The sequence below is a fragment of the Salipiger pallidus genome (genome assembly GCF_014643635.1).
Lineage (GTDB): Bacteria > Pseudomonadota > Alphaproteobacteria > Rhodobacterales > Rhodobacteraceae > Salipiger > Salipiger pallidus.
Window position 1 is genome coordinate 48,950 of record NZ_BMJV01000001.1, and the last position, 19,276, is coordinate 68,225.

Annotated in this window: 17 protein-coding genes; 11 read left to right on the plus strand and 6 right to left on the minus strand. The window is 63.4% G+C overall.

Annotation, left to right across the window (positions count from 1 at the left end):
- Positions 1-690 (plus strand): phosphate regulon transcriptional regulator PhoB, encoded by a 690-nt coding sequence (gene phoB / locus IEX41_RS00225; protein WP_188787676.1) that lies wholly within the window; start codon positions 1-3, stop codon positions 688-690.
- An 82-nt stretch (positions 691-772) separates the two neighbouring features.
- Here the strand turns inward: phoB and IEX41_RS00230 are convergent, their stop codons facing one another.
- Positions 773-1,327 (minus strand): helix-hairpin-helix domain-containing protein, encoded by a 555-nt coding sequence (locus IEX41_RS00230; RefSeq protein WP_188787678.1) that lies wholly within the window; start codon positions 1,325-1,327, stop codon positions 773-775.
- A gap of 223 nt (positions 1,328-1,550) precedes the next feature.
- Here IEX41_RS00230 and rpsB point away from each other — a divergent pair, with 223 nt between their 5' ends.
- On the plus strand, positions 1,551-2,315 hold the full coding sequence (gene rpsB / locus IEX41_RS00235; protein ID WP_188787681.1) for a 30S ribosomal protein S2: 765 nt from the start codon (positions 1,551-1,553) through the stop codon (positions 2,313-2,315).
- A 193-nt stretch (positions 2,316-2,508) separates the two neighbouring features.
- Positions 2,509-3,390, plus strand: a complete 882-nt coding sequence (gene tsf, locus IEX41_RS00240) for a translation elongation factor Ts (protein ID WP_188787683.1) — start codon at positions 2,509-2,511, stop codon at positions 3,388-3,390.
- 504 nt (positions 3,391-3,894) lie between these two features.
- Here the strand turns inward: tsf and IEX41_RS00245 are convergent.
- A complete protein-coding gene (locus IEX41_RS00245) occupies positions 3,895-4,662 on the minus strand; it encodes a LuxR family transcriptional regulator (protein WP_188787685.1) in 768 nt (255 codons plus the stop codon).
- Positions 4,662-5,111, minus strand: a complete 450-nt coding sequence (aroQ, locus tag IEX41_RS00250) for a type II 3-dehydroquinate dehydratase (protein WP_188787687.1) — start codon at positions 5,109-5,111, stop codon at positions 4,662-4,664. Before aroQ ends, IEX41_RS00245 begins: the two co-directional genes overlap by 1 nt.
- 278 nt (positions 5,112-5,389) lie before the next feature.
- On the opposite strand from aroQ, the gene IEX41_RS00255 reads away from it, so the two are divergent.
- From IEX41_RS00255 to IEX41_RS00265, 3 genes are all read left to right on the plus strand, one after another.
- Entirely contained in the window at positions 5,390-6,283 is an 894-nt protein-coding gene (locus tag IEX41_RS00255) for a PfkB family carbohydrate kinase (RefSeq protein ID WP_188787689.1), read from the plus strand.
- On the plus strand, positions 6,280-7,194 hold the full coding sequence (locus tag IEX41_RS00260; RefSeq protein ID WP_188787691.1) for a pseudouridine-5'-phosphate glycosidase: 915 nt from the start codon (positions 6,280-6,282) through the stop codon (positions 7,192-7,194). Before IEX41_RS00255 ends, IEX41_RS00260 begins: the two co-directional genes overlap by 4 nt.
- An 88-nt stretch (positions 7,195-7,282) precedes the next feature.
- Positions 7,283-7,978 carry a DUF502 domain-containing protein gene (locus IEX41_RS00265; protein ID WP_188787692.1) on the plus strand — a complete coding sequence of 232 codons (696 nt, stop codon included), beginning with the start codon at positions 7,283-7,285 and terminating at the stop codon, positions 7,976-7,978.
- Between the two features lie 679 nt (positions 7,979-8,657).
- Here the strand turns inward: IEX41_RS00265 and IEX41_RS00270 are convergent.
- Both IEX41_RS00270 and IEX41_RS00275 read right to left on the minus strand, forming a co-directional pair.
- On the minus strand, positions 8,658-9,689 hold the full coding sequence (locus IEX41_RS00270; protein WP_188787694.1) for a patatin-like phospholipase family protein: 1,032 nt from the start codon (positions 9,687-9,689) through the stop codon (positions 8,658-8,660).
- Positions 9,690-9,782: 93 nt separating this feature from the next.
- Complete coding sequence (locus IEX41_RS00275) at positions 9,783-10,556, minus strand: 3-hydroxybutyrate dehydrogenase (RefSeq protein ID WP_188787696.1); 774 nt, start codon at positions 10,554-10,556, stop codon at positions 9,783-9,785.
- Between the two features lie 388 nt (positions 10,557-10,944).
- Here IEX41_RS00275 and IEX41_RS00280 point away from each other — a divergent pair, with 388 nt between their 5' ends.
- From IEX41_RS00280 to IEX41_RS00300, 5 genes are all read left to right on the plus strand, one after another.
- On the plus strand, positions 10,945-12,765 hold the full coding sequence (locus IEX41_RS00280) for an extracellular solute-binding protein (RefSeq protein WP_188787698.1): 1,821 nt from the start codon (positions 10,945-10,947) through the stop codon (positions 12,763-12,765).
- Between the two features lie 144 nt (positions 12,766-12,909).
- A complete protein-coding gene (locus tag IEX41_RS00285) occupies positions 12,910-13,029 on the plus strand; it encodes an entericidin EcnA/B family protein (protein ID WP_188787700.1) in 120 nt (39 codons plus the stop codon).
- A gap of 175 nt (positions 13,030-13,204) precedes the next feature.
- Positions 13,205-13,906 (plus strand): response regulator, encoded by a 702-nt coding sequence (locus IEX41_RS00290; protein ID WP_188787702.1) that lies wholly within the window; start codon positions 13,205-13,207, stop codon positions 13,904-13,906.
- Positions 13,907-13,941: 35 nt separating this feature from the next.
- Positions 13,942-15,150, plus strand: coding sequence for an FIST N-terminal domain-containing protein (locus IEX41_RS00295; protein WP_229672848.1), 1,209 nt, complete (start codon positions 13,942-13,944; stop codon positions 15,148-15,150).
- Positions 15,141-17,357 (plus strand): hybrid sensor histidine kinase/response regulator, encoded by a 2,217-nt coding sequence (locus IEX41_RS00300; protein WP_188787704.1) that lies wholly within the window; start codon positions 15,141-15,143, stop codon positions 17,355-17,357. Before IEX41_RS00295 ends, IEX41_RS00300 begins: the two co-directional genes overlap by 10 nt.
- A 14-nt stretch (positions 17,358-17,371) precedes the next feature.
- On the opposite strand, the gene IEX41_RS00305 is transcribed toward IEX41_RS00300, so the two are convergent.
- Entirely contained in the window at positions 17,372-18,952 is a 1,581-nt protein-coding gene (locus IEX41_RS00305) for a helicase HerA-like domain-containing protein (RefSeq protein ID WP_373285597.1), read from the minus strand.
- Positions 18,953-19,276 lie beyond the last annotated feature (324 nt).

Below are 19,276 nucleotides of genomic sequence, written 5' to 3' on the forward strand. Positions count from 1 at the left end.
ATGGCTGCCGATCAACCCACCGTCCTGGTGGTCGAGGACGAAGCGGCGCAGCGCGAGGTGCTGCGCTATAACCTGGAGGCCGAAGGCTTCCGCGTGGCTGCTGCCGCCAACGGCGAGGAAGCGCTTGTCCTCATGGACGAGGAAGCCCCCGACGTCGTGGTGCTGGACTGGATGCTGCCGAACCTGTCGGGAATCGAGGTCTGCCGCCAGTTCAAGACCAAGAACGAAACCCGCGCGGTTCCGGTCATCATGCTCTCGGCCCGCTCGGAAGAAGTGGACCGGGTGCGCGGCCTTGAAACCGGCGCCGATGACTACGTCATCAAGCCCTACAGCGTGCGCGAGCTCATGGCCCGGGTGAAGGCGCAGCTGCGCCGGGCGCGTCCTGCCGCTGCGGGGCTTCGGCTGGAGTATTCGGACATCACGCTCGATGCGGAGACCCACCGCGTGATGCGCGACGGGCAGGAGCTGAAACTTGGCCCCACCGAGTTCCGACTGCTGTCCACCTTCATGGAAAAGCCCGGTCGCGTCTGGTCGCGCGAGCAGCTCCTGGATCGGGTCTGGGGCCGCGACATCTATGTCGACACGCGCACCGTGGACGTCCATATCGGCCGCCTGCGCAAGGCACTTGGCGTGCATGGGGGTGACGATCCGCTGCGCACCGTGCGCGGCGCGGGCTACGCGCTTGGCTGACGCCTGACAATCTGCACCGGGGCCGGTTCGGCCCCGGTAACCTGCGCCCGGACCCGGGCGGGATGGGCAGGCGCGGGGCCTGTTATGCCTTTTTCTTTTTCTTCGATTTTTTCTTTTTTCCGGACGCTTCTGCGTCCTTGGCCGTCTTTGCAGACATTGCTGCCTTCTCGGCCTTCTTCGAAGCCTTCCCGGCTTTCTCTGCCTTGGCCGCCTTCTTCTTTGCCTTCTTCACGGCTTTCTTCGGCTTTTCGGCCTTCTTGGGTTTGTCAGCCTTCTTCGACGTGCCGGAGGTGTTCCGAGTTGCAGCCTTTGCCTTCTTCGCAGCTTTCTTGGCGGCCTTCTTTTTGGAAGTCTTCCGAGTCTTCTTTACCTCGTTCTTAGACGAAGCCGTGGCGACAGCTTCCGGAGTCGGAGCTTCGGGCGCTGTTTGTTCAGCTTCCATGCGCTCTTCGGCATCCGCCAGAAGTTCTGCCGCGGCTTCGATCAGCATCTGAGCGCGGATCAGCTGAACCCGGGGCAGGGCGGTCAGGTGCTCGGGCGAGGCGGAAGCAAGGGCTGCAGGGCTCTCGATGCCCATCTCGCGCATGGCCGAGGCCATGGCCGGGCCGACACCGCGGACGGAAGTCAGGTCTTTCACTTGTCTCTCCCACATGATTTTCACCAGAGTGCGCCCAAACCGGAGGATTCGTCCATACGTGTCCATGCCGGGGTTGCGCAGCCGCACGGATCGCCGTATAGGCGCGTCACGAACCCCGCAGGCGGGGTCGGGCTATTGCGGGAGACATCCGCGATACGTCCACCGGTTGCCCCATTTGGGTCAAGCCCCCGCCGAGGATATGAAACCGGAAAAGGATACGGACATGGCTCTTCCCGAGTTCTCCATGCGCCAGCTGCTTGAAGCAGGCGTGCACTTCGGCCACCAGACGCAGCGCTGGAACCCCCGCATGGGCGAGTTCATCTACGGTGCGCGCAACGGCATCCACATCATGGACCTGACGCAGACCGTCCCGATGCTGGACGCTGCTCTGAACGCCATCCGCGAAACCGTTGCCAAGGGTGGTAGCGTTCTCTTCGTCGGCACCAAGCGCCAGGCGGCCCAGCCGATCGCGGACGCAGCCGAGAAGTGCGCACAGTTCTACATGAACCACCGCTGGCTCGGCGGCACGCTGACCAACTGGCAGACCGTTTCGCAGTCCATCAACCGCCTCAAGGCGATTGATGAGCGTCTTGAAGCAGGCGCAGAAGGCCTCACCAAGAAAGAGCGCCTGCACATGGAACGCGAGCAGTCGAAACTGCAGGCGTCGCTGGGCGGCATCCGCGAAATGGGCGGCCTGCCGGACATGCTCTTCATCATCGACGTGAAGAAAGAGCAGCTGGCCATCGCAGAAGCCAAGAAGCTGGGCATTCCGGTCGTCGCCATCGTCGACACCAACTGCTCGCCCGACGGCGTTGACTACATCATCCCGGGCAACGACGACGCGGCACGCGCCATTGCGCTCTACTGCGACCTCGTGAGCCGCGCGGCCCTCGATGGCATGACCGGCCAGATGGAAGCTGCAGGCGTTGACCTCGGCGCGCTCGAAGACGCGCCGGCCGAGGAACTGCTCGCAGACGCGAACCAGTAAGGACACTGCGCACCGCGCGGGCAGGGTGCCCGGGCGGTGCCGCCTACCGGCGGTCCGGTGCGCTGTCGCTGCCCGAACCGATCCGGCCCTGAGTTATCAGGACTGTCGCGAAAGCGTCACCCAAGCATGACATGAGCGGCATGGCCCGAGGCGAGGCCGGCCGCCGTTTACCATTCGAGAGGGAACCCACACCATGGCGATCACTGCTGCACAGGTGAAAGAACTGCGCGAAATGACCGGCGCAGGCATGATGGATGCCAAGAAGGCGCTGACCGAGACCGACGGCGACATGGAAGCCGCCGTTGACTGGCTGCGCACCAAGGGCCTCGCAAAGGCTGCCAAGAAATCGGGCCGTACCGCTGCAGAAGGCCTCGTGGCCGTGCAGGTCAACGGTGGCGTCGGCGTCGCTGTCGAGGTGAACGCAGAGACCGACTTCGTTGCCAAGAACGCCGAATTCCAGACCATGGTTTCGGATATCGCCACTGCCGCAACCGGCGTGGACAGCATCGAGGCGCTGAACGATGCAGAAATCGGCGGCAAGAAAGTTTCGGACGTCATCACCGACAAGATCGCCAAGATCGGCGAGAACATGACCCTGCGCCGGATGGCCAAGGTCGAAGGTGAAGTCGTGTCGACCTACGTGCACAACGCAGCTGCGGACGGCCTTGGCCAGATCGGTGTGCTGGTTGCCATGAACGGCGGCAGCGAAGAATTCGGCAAGCAGGTCGCGATGCACGTCGCAGCTGCCGATCCGCGTCCGCAGGCTCTGAACGCTGACGATCTCGATCCGGCGATCATCGAAAAGGAACGTCAGGTCCAGATCGACATCGCACGTGAATCCGGCAAGCCGGAAGCCGTGATCGAGAAGATGATCGAAGGCCGCATGAAGAAGTTCCTGGCAGAGATCACCCTGCTGAACCAGTCCTTCGTCATCAACCCCGACCTGACCGTCGAGCAGGCCGCCAAGGAAGCCGGCGCAACCATCGTGGGCTTCGTGCGCATGCAGGTCGGTGAAGGCATCGAGAAGAAGGTCGAAGACTTCGCGGCAGAAGTTGCCAAGGCAGCTCAGGGCTGATCGGGCCCGCCCGGGCGCTTCGTCCGGGCACCGCTGAAATGAGTAGAGCCGCCCCGTGATGGGGCGGCTCTTTTCGTATGCGGCCAACCCATGGATTGGGGATGAGGGGCAGGCCGACAGTCAGGGTGCCGAACCGGCCCGCACGAGAAATGCACGGAACCGATCCGACGTGAAAACCCAGCGCCCCCGTAATTGCGAAGGTTGGATCCTCGGGTTCCCATGGCAAAAGCCACCACTCACGGAACATATGTAGACTGACAATTTCTGCGGCAGGTTGAAAGACAGGTATCCCTAACAGGCAGAGGTTTTCTTGCCTAAGCGTCAACTTCAGGACACAAATTGCCGAAAAATTTAATGCTCATCTAAGAAAATCGAAAATCCTCATCGCCGGTAACATGCAATGCTTGTGCGTCCGGGAACACTCGCTGAGATCGGCCTGATCGCCACGACTCGACCGAGCGGTTCGCTTTTTCAACCATTGGTCTTCGTGGCGTCGGTTCTATCTCAGATGTCGAGAATGAACATCTGGTTCTGGAAGACCGCCTTGGCGACAGCCTGCGCCGTCGTTTCGACATTCAGCGCCTCGCGCGCAAGACGGAGATGCTTTTCGATGGTGGCCTGCGTCAGGCCCATGATTGCGGCGATGTCTTGCATGGTCTTGCCGTCACCGACCCATTCCAGTGCCTCACGCTGACGTTTTGTCAGCGACTGGTTGGGGGATATGTAGGGCAGGGTGAGGATCTTCAGATGCGCGACGTTGTTCAGAAGCATGATATCCGCACCGTGCTGCGCCCACATGGCATCAACTTCACGCTGCGCCATGCCGGGAGCCGCGGTCAGCGCGATGGCGCCCTTGGACCGGTGCGAGACCGAGCGGAAGCTAATGGAATAACCAGCGCGCACATCCTTAGACAGGTTGAACTCGATCACCTTACGGACGGAGTCCGAAATATCTCCGCGCTCTAGCTGCTCTCCCAGCACACGCCAGGAACAGGCACCGTCGTTCTCCAGCGCCCAGTTCACCATGGGCGCGTTGTGATAAAGCCCTTGGCCCACGAAGACGTCGGTGTAGTCGGCCTTGTGATTGGTCAGAAGGACAAAGTCGTTGGGATCGCCCAGCGAGGTTTGCGTGCGGTAGCGGGTATGACCATACATCAGCCGGTCGAACCCGTAGACTGCCATGACATTGAGGTGCATCGCCCAGAGCTCTTCGACGCTGCCACAATTGGTCATGTCGGTGAGCGTGGTGCGCAGATCCACCCCGAGACTCATCAGGCGGCTCCGAGATCGTCGAGATGACCCTTCATCGCGTCCATGGCCAGCGTGTAGCCACGCGCGCCAAAGCCGCAGATGATGCCGACCGCCACGCGCGAGATGTAGCTCTTGTGGCGAAACTCCTCGCGGGCATGGGTGTTCGACAAGTGCAGTTCAATCGTGGGAATCTCGGCCGAACTGATTGCGTCCATAAGCGCCACGGAAGTGTGGGTGTAGGCACCGGCATTGAGGATCAACCCGTGCAGCGTGCCACGCGCTGCGTGGATCGCGTCGATAAGCACACCTTCGTGGTTGCTTTGTTCGAAACGGACGGACACTCCAATCTTTTCTGCATGGGCAAGGCACATGGCCTCTACATCCGACAGCGTCGTATGGCCGTAGACCTCGGGCTGCCGAACGCCCAGAAGGTTGAGATTTGGCCCGTTCAGGACAAGAAACCGGTGCATGTAGATCTCCTTGGCAATAGTGCGGAAGTAGCCGAGCCAAGGTGAACTTGTCCAGTTCCGGGTGACCCGAGGGCATCCACACCGGTCCAACTAATACTTATATTACATAATACAAATTATGAGAGTACCGTGTAAAATGACTTTGGGGCCGCCCCACACGCCTCTGATTATCCTTTCCAACGGGTCAATGCCATCGCCCGACATTCGGTTGTCGTGAGACGCTGCGAAATATGCGCCTTGCGCTTGCCGCCGCGTGCGGGCTCGGTCAAAACGACATCATGAACGAAGACCTGCAAATCATCTGCATCGGATCGGTGCTCTGGGATGTGATCGGACGCTCTGCCAGCAACATGCGGCAAGGTTCGGATGTGCCCGGCCATATCACCCGGCTGCCCGGCGGCGTGGCGCTCAACATTGCCATGACCTTCGCGCGCTTCGGCTTGCGCCCCGTGCTGCTGAGCACCGTGGGCCGCGATCCCGAGGGCAACGAGCTGATCGAAGCGTGCGAGGCGCTCGGCTGCGATACGCAATTTGTCTATAGATCCGAAGACCTTCCGACGGACCGTTACATGGCCGTCGAAGGCGCGAACGGCCTTATTGCCGCGATCGCCGACGCCCATTCGCTGGAGCGTGCTGGAAGCCGTATCCTGCAGCCGTTGACTGACGGCTCGCTCGCTTCTGCGGACAAGCCTTTCAAAGGCGCTGTCGCCGTGGACGGCAACCTCACCGCGGCGCTGCTGGACGAGATCGCTCGCGATCCGGCCTATGACGGCACCGACCTGCGCATCGCCCCGGCAAGCCCCGGCAAGGCCGAGCGCCTTATGCCGTTTCTGCGCGCTGGCCGCGGCGTCCTTTACGTTAATCTCGAGGAAGCTGGCCTGCTGTGCCAGACCACCTTCGACAGCGCGCCACTGGCCGCCGCAAAGCTGGTGGAACGCGGAGCCGCGCGCGCCATCGTCACCAATGGCGGGGATGCCGCCGCCGATGCGATCCCCGGGTCGATCATCGCAGAACGCCCGCCGGAGGTGCTGGTCACGCGCGTGACCGGTGCTGGCGATACCTTCATGGCCGCGCATATCGTGGCCGATCTTGGCGGCGCGGGCCGTGCCGAGGCCCTGAGCCTCGCGCTCGACGCGGCTGCCACCTACGTATCCGGAGACATTCCTTCATGAGCCTCTTCACCCTGTCGGCCCCGGTGGCCGAGGCGCTGGCCTCGGGCGCGCCCGTTGTCGCGCTGGAATCCACCATCATCACCCATGGCATGCCCTGGCCGCAAAACCTTGAAATGGCGCGGAAAGTCGAAGACACCGTGCGCGCCGAAGGCGCCGTTCCAGCGACCATCGCGGTGCTTGACGGTCAGCTGTGCATCGGCCTCGATGATGCGCAGCTCGAAAAGCTCGCGCAGGCCCGGAGCGTCGCCAAGCTGAGCCGCGCAGACTTGGGTGTCTGCATGGCCGAGGGCCGCACCGGCGCAACAACGGTGGCCGCCACGATGATTGCCGCCGCGCTTGCCGGCATCCGTGTCTTTGCCACCGGCGGCATCGGCGGCGTGCACCAGGGCGCCGAGCAAAGCTTTGACATCTCAGCCGATTTGCAGGAACTGGCGCAGACGCCAGTGACCGTGGTCTGTGCCGGTGCCAAGGCGATCCTTGACCTTCCCAAGACGCTGGAAGTGCTTGAAACACTTGGGGTTCCCGTCATTGCCTATGGTCAGGACCAGCTGCCGGCCTTCTGGTCGCGCGAAGCCGGCCTGCGCGCTCCGCTTCGCATGGATAGCGCCAGGGCAATTGCCACCGCCATGGCCATGCGTGGCGCGCTCGGGTTGCCGGGCGGCCAGCTGGTGGCCAACCCGATCCCGGCCTCTGCCGAAATCCCGCGCGATGTGCTGGCGCCGGTCATCGCCCGTGCCAATGCGGACGCCGAACAGCACGGCATTCGCGGCAAGGACCTGACGCCGTACCTGCTCCAGCGCATCTTTGAGCTGACCGAGGGCCGGTCCCTCGAGTCCAACATCGAACTGGTCCTGAACAACGCAAAGCTTGGCGCGCAGATCGCCGCCGAGATCAGCGCCCTGCCCGCATGATATCCCACTGGCGCGGCCCATTGCAGGTGGCCGCGCCAGTGCATAGGTTCACGACATCCTCACCTCCCCGAGAGTGGCCAGTCCCCAGATGAAAACCCCCTTTGATGAAAAGCCGCGCAAACCCGGTCTGATCGCGTCCTTGCGCGCCAGCTTCCTCACGGGGCTAGTGGTGATCGCACCCGTGGGCCTGACCATCTGGCTGATCTGGACGCTATTCGGCTGGGTCGACAGCTTTGTGCTTCCGCTGGTGCCGTCACGCTTCAATCCAGAAGAGTATATCGGCATCAACCTTCACGGCTTTGGAGTCCTGTTTTTCCTTGGCTTCACCATCGTTGTCGGCTGGGTCGCAAAGGGGCTGATCGGCCGGTCGCTGATCCGCTTCGGTGAAAGCCTCGTGGATCGCACGCCGGTGGTGCGCTCGATCTACTCAGGCATCAAGCAGATCGCTGAGACGGTCTTTGCCCAGAGCGAACGCAGCTTCGAAAAGGCCTGCATGGTCGAATACCCGCGCAAGGGCATCTGGGCCATCGGCTTCATCTCGACCAAAGCCAAGGGCGAGATCGCCCTGCAGGGCCCCGCAGAAGGCGGCCTCGTGTCGGTCTTCGTGCCGACCACGCCCAACCCCACTTCTGGCTTCCTGCTGTACTTTCCGGCGCAGGACGTGGTAGAGCTGGACATGAGCATCGAGGACGCGGCCAAGCTGGTGATCTCGGCCGGCCTCGTCTATCCCCCCGACCGCGCCGGAGCCAAGCCGGACGTGGCGCAGGTGCGCAAGGCGTCCTGACGGGCTTCTCGCGCTGCACCCAATCTGAGGCAGAGCCCGTGACGGCAGCCATTTTGGCCCGCATGTCTTTGCCTAAAGCACGATCTGCCATGCGCGCCGCAGCGACCGCCCAGGCCCTCAGCCCTCCAGCCGCCCTGCCCGCCTTGATCGAATTTCTGATTTTTCTAGCAATTGCGCAGGCTTGTTCGGCTATGTCCACGTGCTCAGTACGCTGGCGGACCGTCCTGCGCGATTGGTTGCCCTGCACGGCTGCAGCATGAGCGCAGAAAGCCACCGATCATCCCTGGGGTGCCCTGTGCTGCAACCGGGCCGACGCCTGACTGACGAGATGCAAACGGCTCTGGCGGCCCGGCGGAAAGCTGTCCGGCGCGCCAGAGATCAGCGGGTCGATCCCGCAAGTTCGGAGAGCATCGAGCCTGTCATCCGCGAAACCTGCGCTGGCCCGAACAAAGCCAAGCTCAGCTAGACGTGGGCGCTGTCGGGCTTTGGCCGCGCAATGCCTGTCACGCTTGGCTGAGCACCGACATGGGCAAGACGGCCAATCATGTTGCTGCATCACCACTCTGCTCTGCTCAACAGGTCCTTTCGGTCTGGGGTCTTTGAGAGCAGTCCAGGGTACAGCCCAACCGCGTGGATGCGCCAGGCACACTCTACAGGCAGCCTTCGCAGTATATCCTCTTCAGGCGAACATCGCCCGCAAGTCCACGGTCTGCCGCATGCCAATCTCTGATCCGTGCTCTGCAAGAAACCCATCGGCAGCTATGCGCCCGGCTTCTTTCAGCTGCGTCACGATGGTCGGGAACGGCACCAGCTTGGTGGCCACCGACAAACTGTTCATCAGCGCGTCGTCGGCGATCATGTGCACCCGCAGTTTCTTCATGGCTCCTGGGCTCACGGAGCCCGCCTCGATCAAGCGCTGCACGAACTCGATGGCCCGCAACTCGCGCAAGAGCGCAGAGTTGAAACTGATCTCGTTGATCCGGTTCTGGATCTCCTGCGGCGTCACCGGCAGCGCCTCGCGCACCAGCGGGTTGATGTTCACGATGACCAGATCATCCGGCAACGATGGCTTGAACAAGGGAAACAGCACCGGGTTGCCGGAATAGCCACCATCCCAGAAAGCCTCTGTCTCGCCGGTTTCGGGGTCCGTCATCTCCACCGCCTGGAACAGCGTCGGCAGGCACGCCGAGGCAAGGATGGCATCGGGGCACAGGCGCTCGCGCTCGAACACCCGAACCTTGCCGTCACGCACGGAGGTCGCCGATACGAAAAGCTCGGGCCCTTCGGCGCAGCACACACTTTCAAAATCAAGCTGTTCGAGGATGTCTGCCAGAGGATTGCGATACAGCGGCCCCCAGGCATAGGGTGACAACATGCGCCCCACCGCCTCACCGGCGGCAAAAGCCACGGAGTACTGCACCGTGCGGCTCACCAACCCGGGATCGGGCAGCCATGCGGTCATCCATTCCGGCACTCCGTGGTCCTGCAGCCCCGCCACCTCGTGCCACAGCCAGTCGAGCGTCGCGCGCGCTTCCTCGCGCCCGCCCCGCGCCAGCCCCGCCTTCAGCGCGGCACCGTTGAGCGCACCCGCAGACGTCCCCGATATGGCAGCGATCTCAATGTCGCTCTCCTCAAGCAGTCGGTCGAGCACCCCCCAGGTAAAGGCGCCATGCGCGCCGCCCCCCTGCAATGCCAGGCAAATCCGTCTCATGAGGGCACCCCTTACCGTTTCCTTTGACCACAAATATCCCCGGGGTCAGCGAGCCCCGGCTCGCGAAGGGGGCGGAGCCCCCTCCCGCCGGTCTCAAAGAGCGGTCCAGCCACCGTCCACCGAGATCGTCGTGCCGGTGATCTGCTCTGCCGCGTCGGAGCACAGGAACACCGCCGTGCCGCCAAGTTGCTCGACCGTGGCGAATTCCTTCGACGGCTGACGGTCGAGGATCACTTTCTCGATCACCTCGTCTTCCGTCATGTCATACTTCTTGGCGGTGTCCGGGATCTGCGCCTCCACCAGCGGCGTCCTGACGTAGCCAGGGCAGATGGCGTTGCAGGTGATCGGCTCCTTGGCGGTCTCGAGCGCGACCACCTTGGTCATGCCCACGACGCCGTGCTTGGCTGCCACGTAGGCCGATTTGTAGGGTGACGCGGTCAGGCCATGGGCAGAGGCAATGTTGATCACCCGGCCCCAGCCCGCGGTGCGCATCATCGGAAGCGCCGCCGCCGTGCAATGGAAGGTCGAGCTCATGTTGATGGCAATGATCGCGTCCCATTTCTCGACGGGGAACTCATCCAGCGGCGCCACGTGCTGGATCCCGGCATTGTTCACCAGGATATCGCACGCGCCGGCCTTTTCAATCAGCGCGCGGCAGTCGTCACCCTTGGACATGTCGGCTTGAATGTAGCGAACCGGAACGCCGAATTCGCGGGCCATGTCTTCGGCCAGCTGGTGGTCTTCGGGCGCATTGGTGAAGCTGTTGAGTACCACGGACGCCCCGGCCCGCGCCAGTTCGCGCGCGACCCCAAGGCCGATGCCCGAGTTGGAACCAGTTATGACGGCGGTCTTGCCCTTGAGTGACATGGGGTGAAATCTCCTCTTGATATGCACACAGCCTAGCATGCTGCACCTGCAAGATAAGAGACAATCTGGCGCAGCTTTTCCTGCTGGCAAGCGTCGCCCACGCGGGTTAGGGAGAACGCCTCACCCCCCGCAGAGAGTCGGCCCCAAGGCCGGTGCGGTCCGGTAGGCGGATCAGGACGCAACCCCCGCCACAGAACAAAAAAAACGCCGGCACAAGGCCGGCGTCCAGTCATTGAGGCAGGTTTCATACAGGCAAGAAACCTATCGAGCAGTGCCCCCTTTATACGCTCTTTGCATTCAGAGTCCAAGCTAAAAGTTTGAAAAGGCGTAAAAGCCCCGGTACGGTTCAGGTCCAATAAAACAAGGGCAGTCAGGGATTGTTGAAGATATGATGGCCGATTATTTCCACCGCCGTACGGTACTCGCGACCCTCGTTTCGCTGGGAATCGGGCTGTCGGGGCCCTCTTTTGCCGCCCCGCAGCATGGAATCGCCATGTACGGCGACCCCGCCCTGCCCTCAGACTACGATCATCTGCCCTACACCAATCCCGATGCGCCCACCGGCGGACGTCTGGTGATGGGCGAAGTCGGCAGCTTTGACAGCCTCAATCCGCATATCCTCAAGGGGACCAGCCCGTGGCAGCTGCGCTTTCTCGCCTACGAGAGCCTCATGGGCCGCAGCTGGGACGAACCCTTCACGCTCTATGGCCTGCTGGCCGAATCCGTTGACACCGCGCCGGACCGCTCATGGGTGGAATTCACCCTGCGCCCCGAAGCGCGGTTCTCCGACGGCAGCCCGGTCACCGTCGAGGACGTGATGTGGAGCTACGAGACCCTCGGCACCGAAGGGCATCCGCGCTACCGCGGTGCCTGGGGCCAGGTGGACAGCATGGAACAGACAGGCCCGCGCTCGGTCCGCTTCACCTTCAACACCGACAACCGCGAACTTGCGCTTATCATCGGCATGCGCCCTATCCTGAAAAAGGCGCAGTGGGAGGGGATCGACTTTTCGCAAAGCGGGCTTGGCACCCTCCCCATCGGCTCCGCGCCCTATGTCATCGACAATTTCGACGCCGGTCGGCAGGTCACGCTGCGCCGCAACCCCGATTACTGGGGCAAGGATCTGCCGTTCATGCGCGGTCAGGCCAATCTCGACGAGATCCGCATGGAGTTCTTCGGCGACAGCACAGTGCTGTTCGAGGCCTTCAAGGCTGGCGAGCTGAACGCCATCCGCGAAACCAACGAAGAAAAATGGCAGACCCAGTATGATTTCCCCGCCGTGGAGGCCGGCGACGTGGTGAAATCCGACATCGAGCATGACCGCCCCTCGGGGATGACCGGCTTCGTGATGAATACCCGCAGCAAGGTGTTCTCGGACTGGCAGGTGCGCGATGCCATGCTGCACGCTTTCAACTTCGAATACATCAACGAGACGATGACCGGCTCGCGCCAGCCCCGCATTACCTCGTATTTTTCTAACTCCGAGCTGGCGATGCTCGAGGGCCCCGCGACGGGGCGCGTGGCCGAGCTTCTGGCGCCCTACCAGGACAGCCTGCTGCCCGGCACGATCGAGGGGTACACCCTGCCCGTCAGCGACGGCAGCGCCCGCAACCGCGCCGGCATTGGTGCCGCCATGGACCTCATGGCCGAAGCCGGCTGGACCATTCAGGACGGGGTCATGAAGGACGAGGACGGACGCCCCTTCCGGTTTGAGATCGTCCTGTCGCAGGGCAATACCGAGGAACAGTCGATCATCGACATCTTCGCCCAGGGCCTGCGCCGCATCGGCATTACACCGCATGTCACCGTCATCGATGCCGCCCAGTACAACGAGCGGGTCAACAATTTCGACTTCGACATGACATTCTTCCGGCGCGGCATTTCCTTGTCGCCGGGCAACGAGCAGCGTCTATACTGGGGGTCGGACGCGGCGGACGAGATTGGGTCGCGCAATCTCATGGGCATGAAGTCCCCCGCCGCGGACGCGATGATCGACACGCTTCTCAACGCCACCAGCCGCGAGGATTTCCTTGCCGCCAGCCGAGCGCTCGACCGCGTGCTCACCGCCGGACGTTACGTGATCCCGATCTACCAGTGGAACGTGTCGCACATCGCCCATGTGGCAGAGCTGACCTATCCTCAGCAGATTCCAGCCTACGGGGACTGGACAGACTGGATGCCCAATGCATGGTGGTGGCAGAGTGAGTGACGGCGTAAAGGCCGAAGGCTGATGCGCGCGATCTCGCCGCGCACTGGCACGGTACAATGACCCCAAAAGTGGCCGAACAATTCTGGCCGAACGAACAGAGCCGACCAACCCGGCCGACCAAGAAGAAGCAACAAGAGCAGACCGATGAAACAGGCATATCTCATTCTGGCGCTGGCGACGCTGGTCGCAGGCTGTGGCACCGTCGATGGCGTCGGGCAGGACATCAGCTCCGCCTCGCACATGGTTCAGGGCTGGTTCTACTAACCACGCTGCCACCATTCCTGCCGCTCCCTCCGCCCCGGCCCGTCATGGGCCGGGTTTTGGTGGTTTTGCCCATGGGTTTGATTGCGAAATCTTGACGTCTTAGACCTTTTGGCACGTTCCTTGCCCGCGCCTTCCGGCTATCCTGTCCCGGAGGGTGAGGAGATCGAGGCAAATCATGACCAATCGCGCGCAACGTCTAACTGAGACCGGGCAGAACCGTGCCCTCGTGGTGGATGACCACCCGCTGTTCTGCGATGCCCTCACCCTGACGCTTCAGTCCATTGCCGACTTCGAGGAAATCCGCACCGCCGGAACCCTCGAAAAAGCGCTCGAGGTGGTGGCCCAAGGCGGTCAGCCGGATCTGGTGATCCTTGATCTCAACCTGCCGGACGTGAACGGGCTAGATGGGCTTGTGCGGCTGCGCAATGCCGCGCCGGGGGCTGCGATCCTCATTGCCTCGTCCATGGCCGACAACCGGATGATCAGCCACGCCATAAAGGCCGGAGCCGATGGCTTCGTACCGAAACATTCGCAGCGCTCCGTCTTCCGCCGCGCCTTCGAGGCGCTGGCCCGGGGCGAGGCCTTTACCCCCGACGGCTATATCGACCCCCACGGCCCCGGTGACAGCGGCGCCGGCGACGCGCTGTCCCGGCTTGCCACATTGACCAACCAGCAGGCGCGCATCCTGTCGCTGATCTGCGAGGGCAAGCTGAACAAGCAGATCGCCTATGACCTGTCCATCGCGGAAACGACGGTGAAGGCCCATGTCACTGCGATCATGCGAAAACTCGGGGTCCACAGCCGCACGCAGGCAGTGCTGATCGCGCAAGAGGCGAACTTCAACCGGGTCTTGCCAACGGAAGGCACTGGCGCTTAACCTGCTTCACCACATCGCTTGGGAGGGTCGATGTCGTGGACGGAGCCAATGGGCACCCCACCGGGGAGGACATGCTGATAGACGCCCCATTCGGCGGCGCGTTGCGCGTTGCGCAGGTGGGCTGCGAGATCCGCTCGCCCGTGCGTGAGCTTGCCCAGCGGCTCGGGCCTGGTCCGTTCGAACTGGTCTGCCTCTTCGCCTCGCCGCAGGCGGATTTCCCGGCGCTGAACCGGGCCGCCAGCACGGCCTTCGGCACGGCGGACGTCTTTGCCTGCACCACCGCCGGAGAGATCGGCGAAAACGGCTACGAGGATGGCCAGATCATCGCCGTTGCCTTTCCGTCGTCGCTGTTCAAGGTCGATGCGCTGGTCATTGACGAGCTGGATTCGGTGAATGACAGCAAGCTGATCGACCAGCTGATGCAGCGGCGCCTTACCCTTGGCATCGAAGCCCCTGACATGGCGTCGGAATTCGCCTTCCTCATGGTCGACGGCCTGTCCCTTCAGGAAGAGAATGTCGCCACGCTTCTGGCCTCGGCCATGGGGCCCATGCCGCTGTTCGGCGGGTCCACCGGCGATGGCACCGCCTTTGGCACCACCTGGCTGTCGCACAATGGGTGCATCCGCAGCAACGCCGCGCTTCTGGCGCTGGTGCGCTCTCGCTGGCAAGTCAAGGTGTTCAGCTTCGACCACCTGCTGCCCACCGAGGTGCGCATGGTCGTCACCGCCGCCGATCCCGGCCGCCGCAAGGTGACCGAGATCAACGCCGAGCCCGCGGCTCAGGAATACGCCCGCCTGCTGGGGCGTGATCCGGGGCTACTCGATACCTTCACCTTTGCGGCGCATCCGGTGGTTGTCCGTCTGGGAGACAGCCACCATGTGCGCTCGATCCAGCGGCTCGATGACGATGGCAACATGGTTTTCTTCTCGGCCATCAACGAAGGCATGGTGCTGACCCTTGCTCAGCATCAGGACATGGCCGGCCATCTCGAACAGGCACTGGCAGAACTTGCGAACGGCGGCGAGGCACCAGCTCAGATCCTTGGCTGCGATTGCGTGCTGCGCCGGGTCGAGGCCGGGCAGTTCCAGAAGACCCGCGAGATCTCGGAAATCCTGACCCGGCACAACGTGGTGGGCTTCAACACCTATGGCGAACAGTTCGGCGCCCTGCATGTGAACCAGACGCTGACCGGTGTCGCATTCTATGCCCCCGACGGTGAAGAGGATGCAGCGGGATGTCCCTGATCAACCCCGCCGACAGCCTCGAGCGGCAAAACGAGAAGCTTATCCGCATTGCCGCATCGCTCATGCGCCACGTCGAACACGGCACCGCGCAGTCGGGCGAGGCCTATGCCCAGTTCGAACGCGCCGCCCTGCTGGAAAAACGCGTGCGCGAGCGCACCATCGAGCTTGAGCGCACGCTCAACCTGCTGCACGAATCCAACAGCCAGCTGGCCCGCGCAAATGACGAGACCGAGGATGCCCGCCGCAACCTCGCCGACGCCATCGAAACGGTGTCCGAGGGCTTTGCGCTGTTTGATGGCGACGACCGGCTGGTGATGTGCAACTCGCGCTTTTGCCGCGATTTCCGCGATACCGTACGCGACCTGCGCCCGGGGCTGGCCTTTGCCCATTACGTCGAACGGGTCAGCCGGTCGCGACACCTGTTCCTGCCCGAAGGGATCAGCGCCGCCGAATGGTGCGCCGAGCGTCTGCGTAAGCACGCGGACCGGCGGGCAATGTTCAACGTGCGCCATGGTCAGGACCGCTGGCTGCAGGTGTCCGAACACCGCACGGCCAACGGAGGCACGGTCGTGCTTCAGACCGATGTGACGGACCTCATAAGGCTGGAACGGCAAGAGAGGCTGAAGCTCAAGGACAAGCAGACGCGGATGATCCGCGCCACTCTCGACCATCTCGATCAGGGGGTGTGCATCTTTGATGAACACGGGCGGCTCGTGGCCTGGAACGAAAAGACCGGCACGCTGCTGAACCTGCCCGCCCGACGCCTGCATCTCGGGGCATCCTTCGCGGGGCTGCTGGAGCGTGTGGAACAGGAATTCCGCTTTTCCGACGCTGGTGACCGCGAGGCATTCATCACCTGGGCGGCGCTTGGCGGCCATCGCGGGCCTATCCACTTTGAACTGATGCGCGACACCGGTGCGATCATCCAGGTCTTTGGCCGTGGCATGCCTGACGGCGGTTTTCTGTTCTCATCCACCGATGTGACCGCCGAACGCGAAGCCGCGCGCCGCCTGACGGAAGTCAACGAGATGCTCGAGGCGCGGGTGATGGAGCGCACGCTCGAGCTCGAGGACGCGCTGTCGGCGGCCGAGCGAGCCAATGCCTCGAAATCCCGATTTGTCGCGGCGGCAAGCCATGATCTGCTGCAGCCCCTGTCGGCGGCCAAGCTCTTCATCTCGTCGCTGTCGGACCGGTCGCAATCACCCGGCGACCGGGCGGTGCTCGACAAGGCGGAAAGCGCGCTCACCTCTGCCGAGCAGCTGATCGACGCGCTGCTGGACATCTCAAAGCTGGAATCCGACGGTCTCAACTTCGACATCCGCCCTGTGGCGCTGCGCGAGATCCTCGGCCCCCTGCGGGACGAGATGGAGGTGCTTGCCGCCCGCAAGGGGCTGCGCCTGCGCATGGTGGACAGCTCCCTGACGGTCGAGACCGACCCGTCCTACCTGCGCCGCGTGGTCCAGAACCTCGTGGGCAACGCCATCCGCTATACCGCCGAAGGCACGGTGCTGGTGGGGGTGCGCCGCGCCGGAGGGGCCGCCCGGATCGAGGTCCGCGACACTGGCCCCGGCATTGCCGAGGATGACCAGTCCGCTATCTTCGAGGAATTTCACCGGCTCGATTCAGGGGCGTCGGCCAATGACGGGCTTGGCCTTGGCCTTGCCATCGTGGAACGCGCCTGTGCGCGGCTGGGGCACCCCCTTGGTCTCTGGTCCGAGCCGGGGCGCGGGTCGTGCTTCATGGTCAGCCTGCCGGTGCTGGGCAGCGTGGCACCCAAACGCGCCGCCTCGCCCACACCGGCGCGCCCGGCGGGTCTGGCGCAAGCGGGGCTCATCGTGCTGCTGGTCGAGAACGACCCGCAGCTGCGCCGCGCCATGACGGTGCTGATGGAGAGCTGGGGCGTCAACGTGATCGAAGCCGAGAACGCCGACGGCGCGCTCGAGCTGCTACAGGATCTGGAGATCACCCCCGATGCTCTGGTGCTTGACTACCAGCTTGGCGCGGGCATGTCCGGCACCCAGCTCTTCGGCGAGATCACCACGCGGCTGGGGCGGCTTCCTTGCGTCATCGTCTCGGCCGATCGGTCTGTTGCCCTGCGAGAGGCCTGCGACGGCCTCAGGATCGAGCTGCTAAGCAAGCCGGTGGATCGGCATCGGCTGGGCCGCTTCTTCGATGCGGTCGTGCGAGGCGGCATCGTGGCAGTGTAGTGCACGGTTTTTGTTCAGCGCCCTTTGAAGAGCGAGCCGAGGATGCCCCGCACCAGACGTTTGCCGGTGGTGCCTGACAGCTCCTTCAACACCGCCTGCCCCAGCGCTTCGCCCACTGACTGCGGCGCACTGTAGCGACGCGACGTGGATTTGCCCGAGGTCTGCGCGCGAGACGCAGGATCATAACGGCGGGCACGGGAGTATCCGCGCTCGGTGGGGGCTTCAGGCTCCGGCCGGGCCGCCTCGGCTTGCGTTGCGGCGGTCTTGGCGCGGGCGCGTAGCATCTCGTAGGCGCTGTGGCGGTCCACCGGGGTGTCATAGCGCCCTGCCAGGGGCGAGGCGTCGATCACCGCGCGGCGCTCGTCTTCAGTGATCGGGCCCAGTTGCGTGGACGGTGGGCGGATCAGCGTGCGCTGTACGATGCCGGGCACGCCCTTCTTTTGCAGCATGGAGGTCACCGCCTCACCAGTGCCCACCTCGCGGATGGCGGTTTCCGTGTCGAAGGCGGGGTTCGGGCGGTAGGTTTCGGCGGCAAGGCGCAGCGCCTTCCTGTCGCGCGCGGTGAAGGCTCGCAGCGCATGCTGCACCCGGTTGCCCAGCTGCCCGAGGATGTCCTCGGGAATGTCGTCGGGGTTTTGCGTGACGAAAAAAACCCCGACCCCCTTGGAGCGGATCAGCCGCGCCACCTGTTCGACCTTGTCCACCAGCGCCTTGGGGGCGTCATCGAACAGCAGGTGCGCCTCATCGAAGAAGAACACGAGCTTCGGCTTGTCTGGGTTGCCCACCTCGGGGAGTTCCTCGAAAAGCTCGGACAGAAGCCACAGCAGGAAAGTGGCGTAAAACCGAGCCGATGCCATGAGCTGATCGGCGGCAAGGATGTTGACCTGCCCACGGCCGTCCGGCGCGGTGCGCATGAGATCCTCCAGCGCCAGCGCGGGTTCACCGAAAAATTCCGTTGCGCCTTGATTTTCCAGCACCAGGAGCCGGCGCTGGATCGCGCCCACCGATGCTGTCGAGATATTGCCGTAGCGCAGGGACAACGCCTCGCGGTTCTCGCCCACCCAGACCAGCAGTGCGCGAAGGTCCTTGAGGTCCAGAAGCGGCAACCCCTCCTCGTCGGAGAGCCGGAAGGCGATGTTGAGAACGCCCTCCTGCGCTTCGGTCAACTCGAGTAGCCGGGCAAGCAGCAACGGCCCCATCTCGGCCACGGTGGCGCGCACCGGGTGGCCCTGCCGTCCGAAGACATCCCAGAACACCGCCGGGGTGTCATGGTATCGGTAATCATCGAAGCCGATGGTGGCGCTGCGGTCCGTGAACGCCCCATGCAGCGGCGCGGTGTCGCGGCCCGCCCGGGCGAGACCGGACAGATCGCCCTTAACGTCGGACAGGAACACCGGAACACCGGCGTTGGAAAACCCCTCCGCAAGGATCTGCAACGTCACCGTCTTGCCGGTGCCGGTCGCTCCGGCGATCAGCCCGTGGCGGTTGCCGTAGTTCAATGAAAGGAACTGCTTTTCCCGGTAGTTTTCGCCACCACCGCCTATAAAAACATCACTGCCCACGGCCGCCCCCCAAGTCTGCACGATGTTGAGCATACATTCTTAACCATTTGATGCCAGTATCCTTTTTGTCCAAGGCAACATGTCCTCTCCTGCCTTGGACTGACTTCCTCCCTGTCAGACTGGCCGCGCCTACGGGTGCGGCCTTTTTTGCTGCGCGCTCAACGTGGCCGGGCGATAATGGGAGTTGACCACCGCATGAGAGTTTCGTAGCGTCCGGGCAATGACAAAGTCGGCCAGTCCGACAGGGAGCAAGGGGAAAGGGGCCGCGAGGTCCCTTTTCTCTTTTGTAAAGCGCCCTTGCGACAGATCGCCGAGCCGTGAAGGCAAGGTTTTTCCCCCCTGACAGCACGTTTCGGC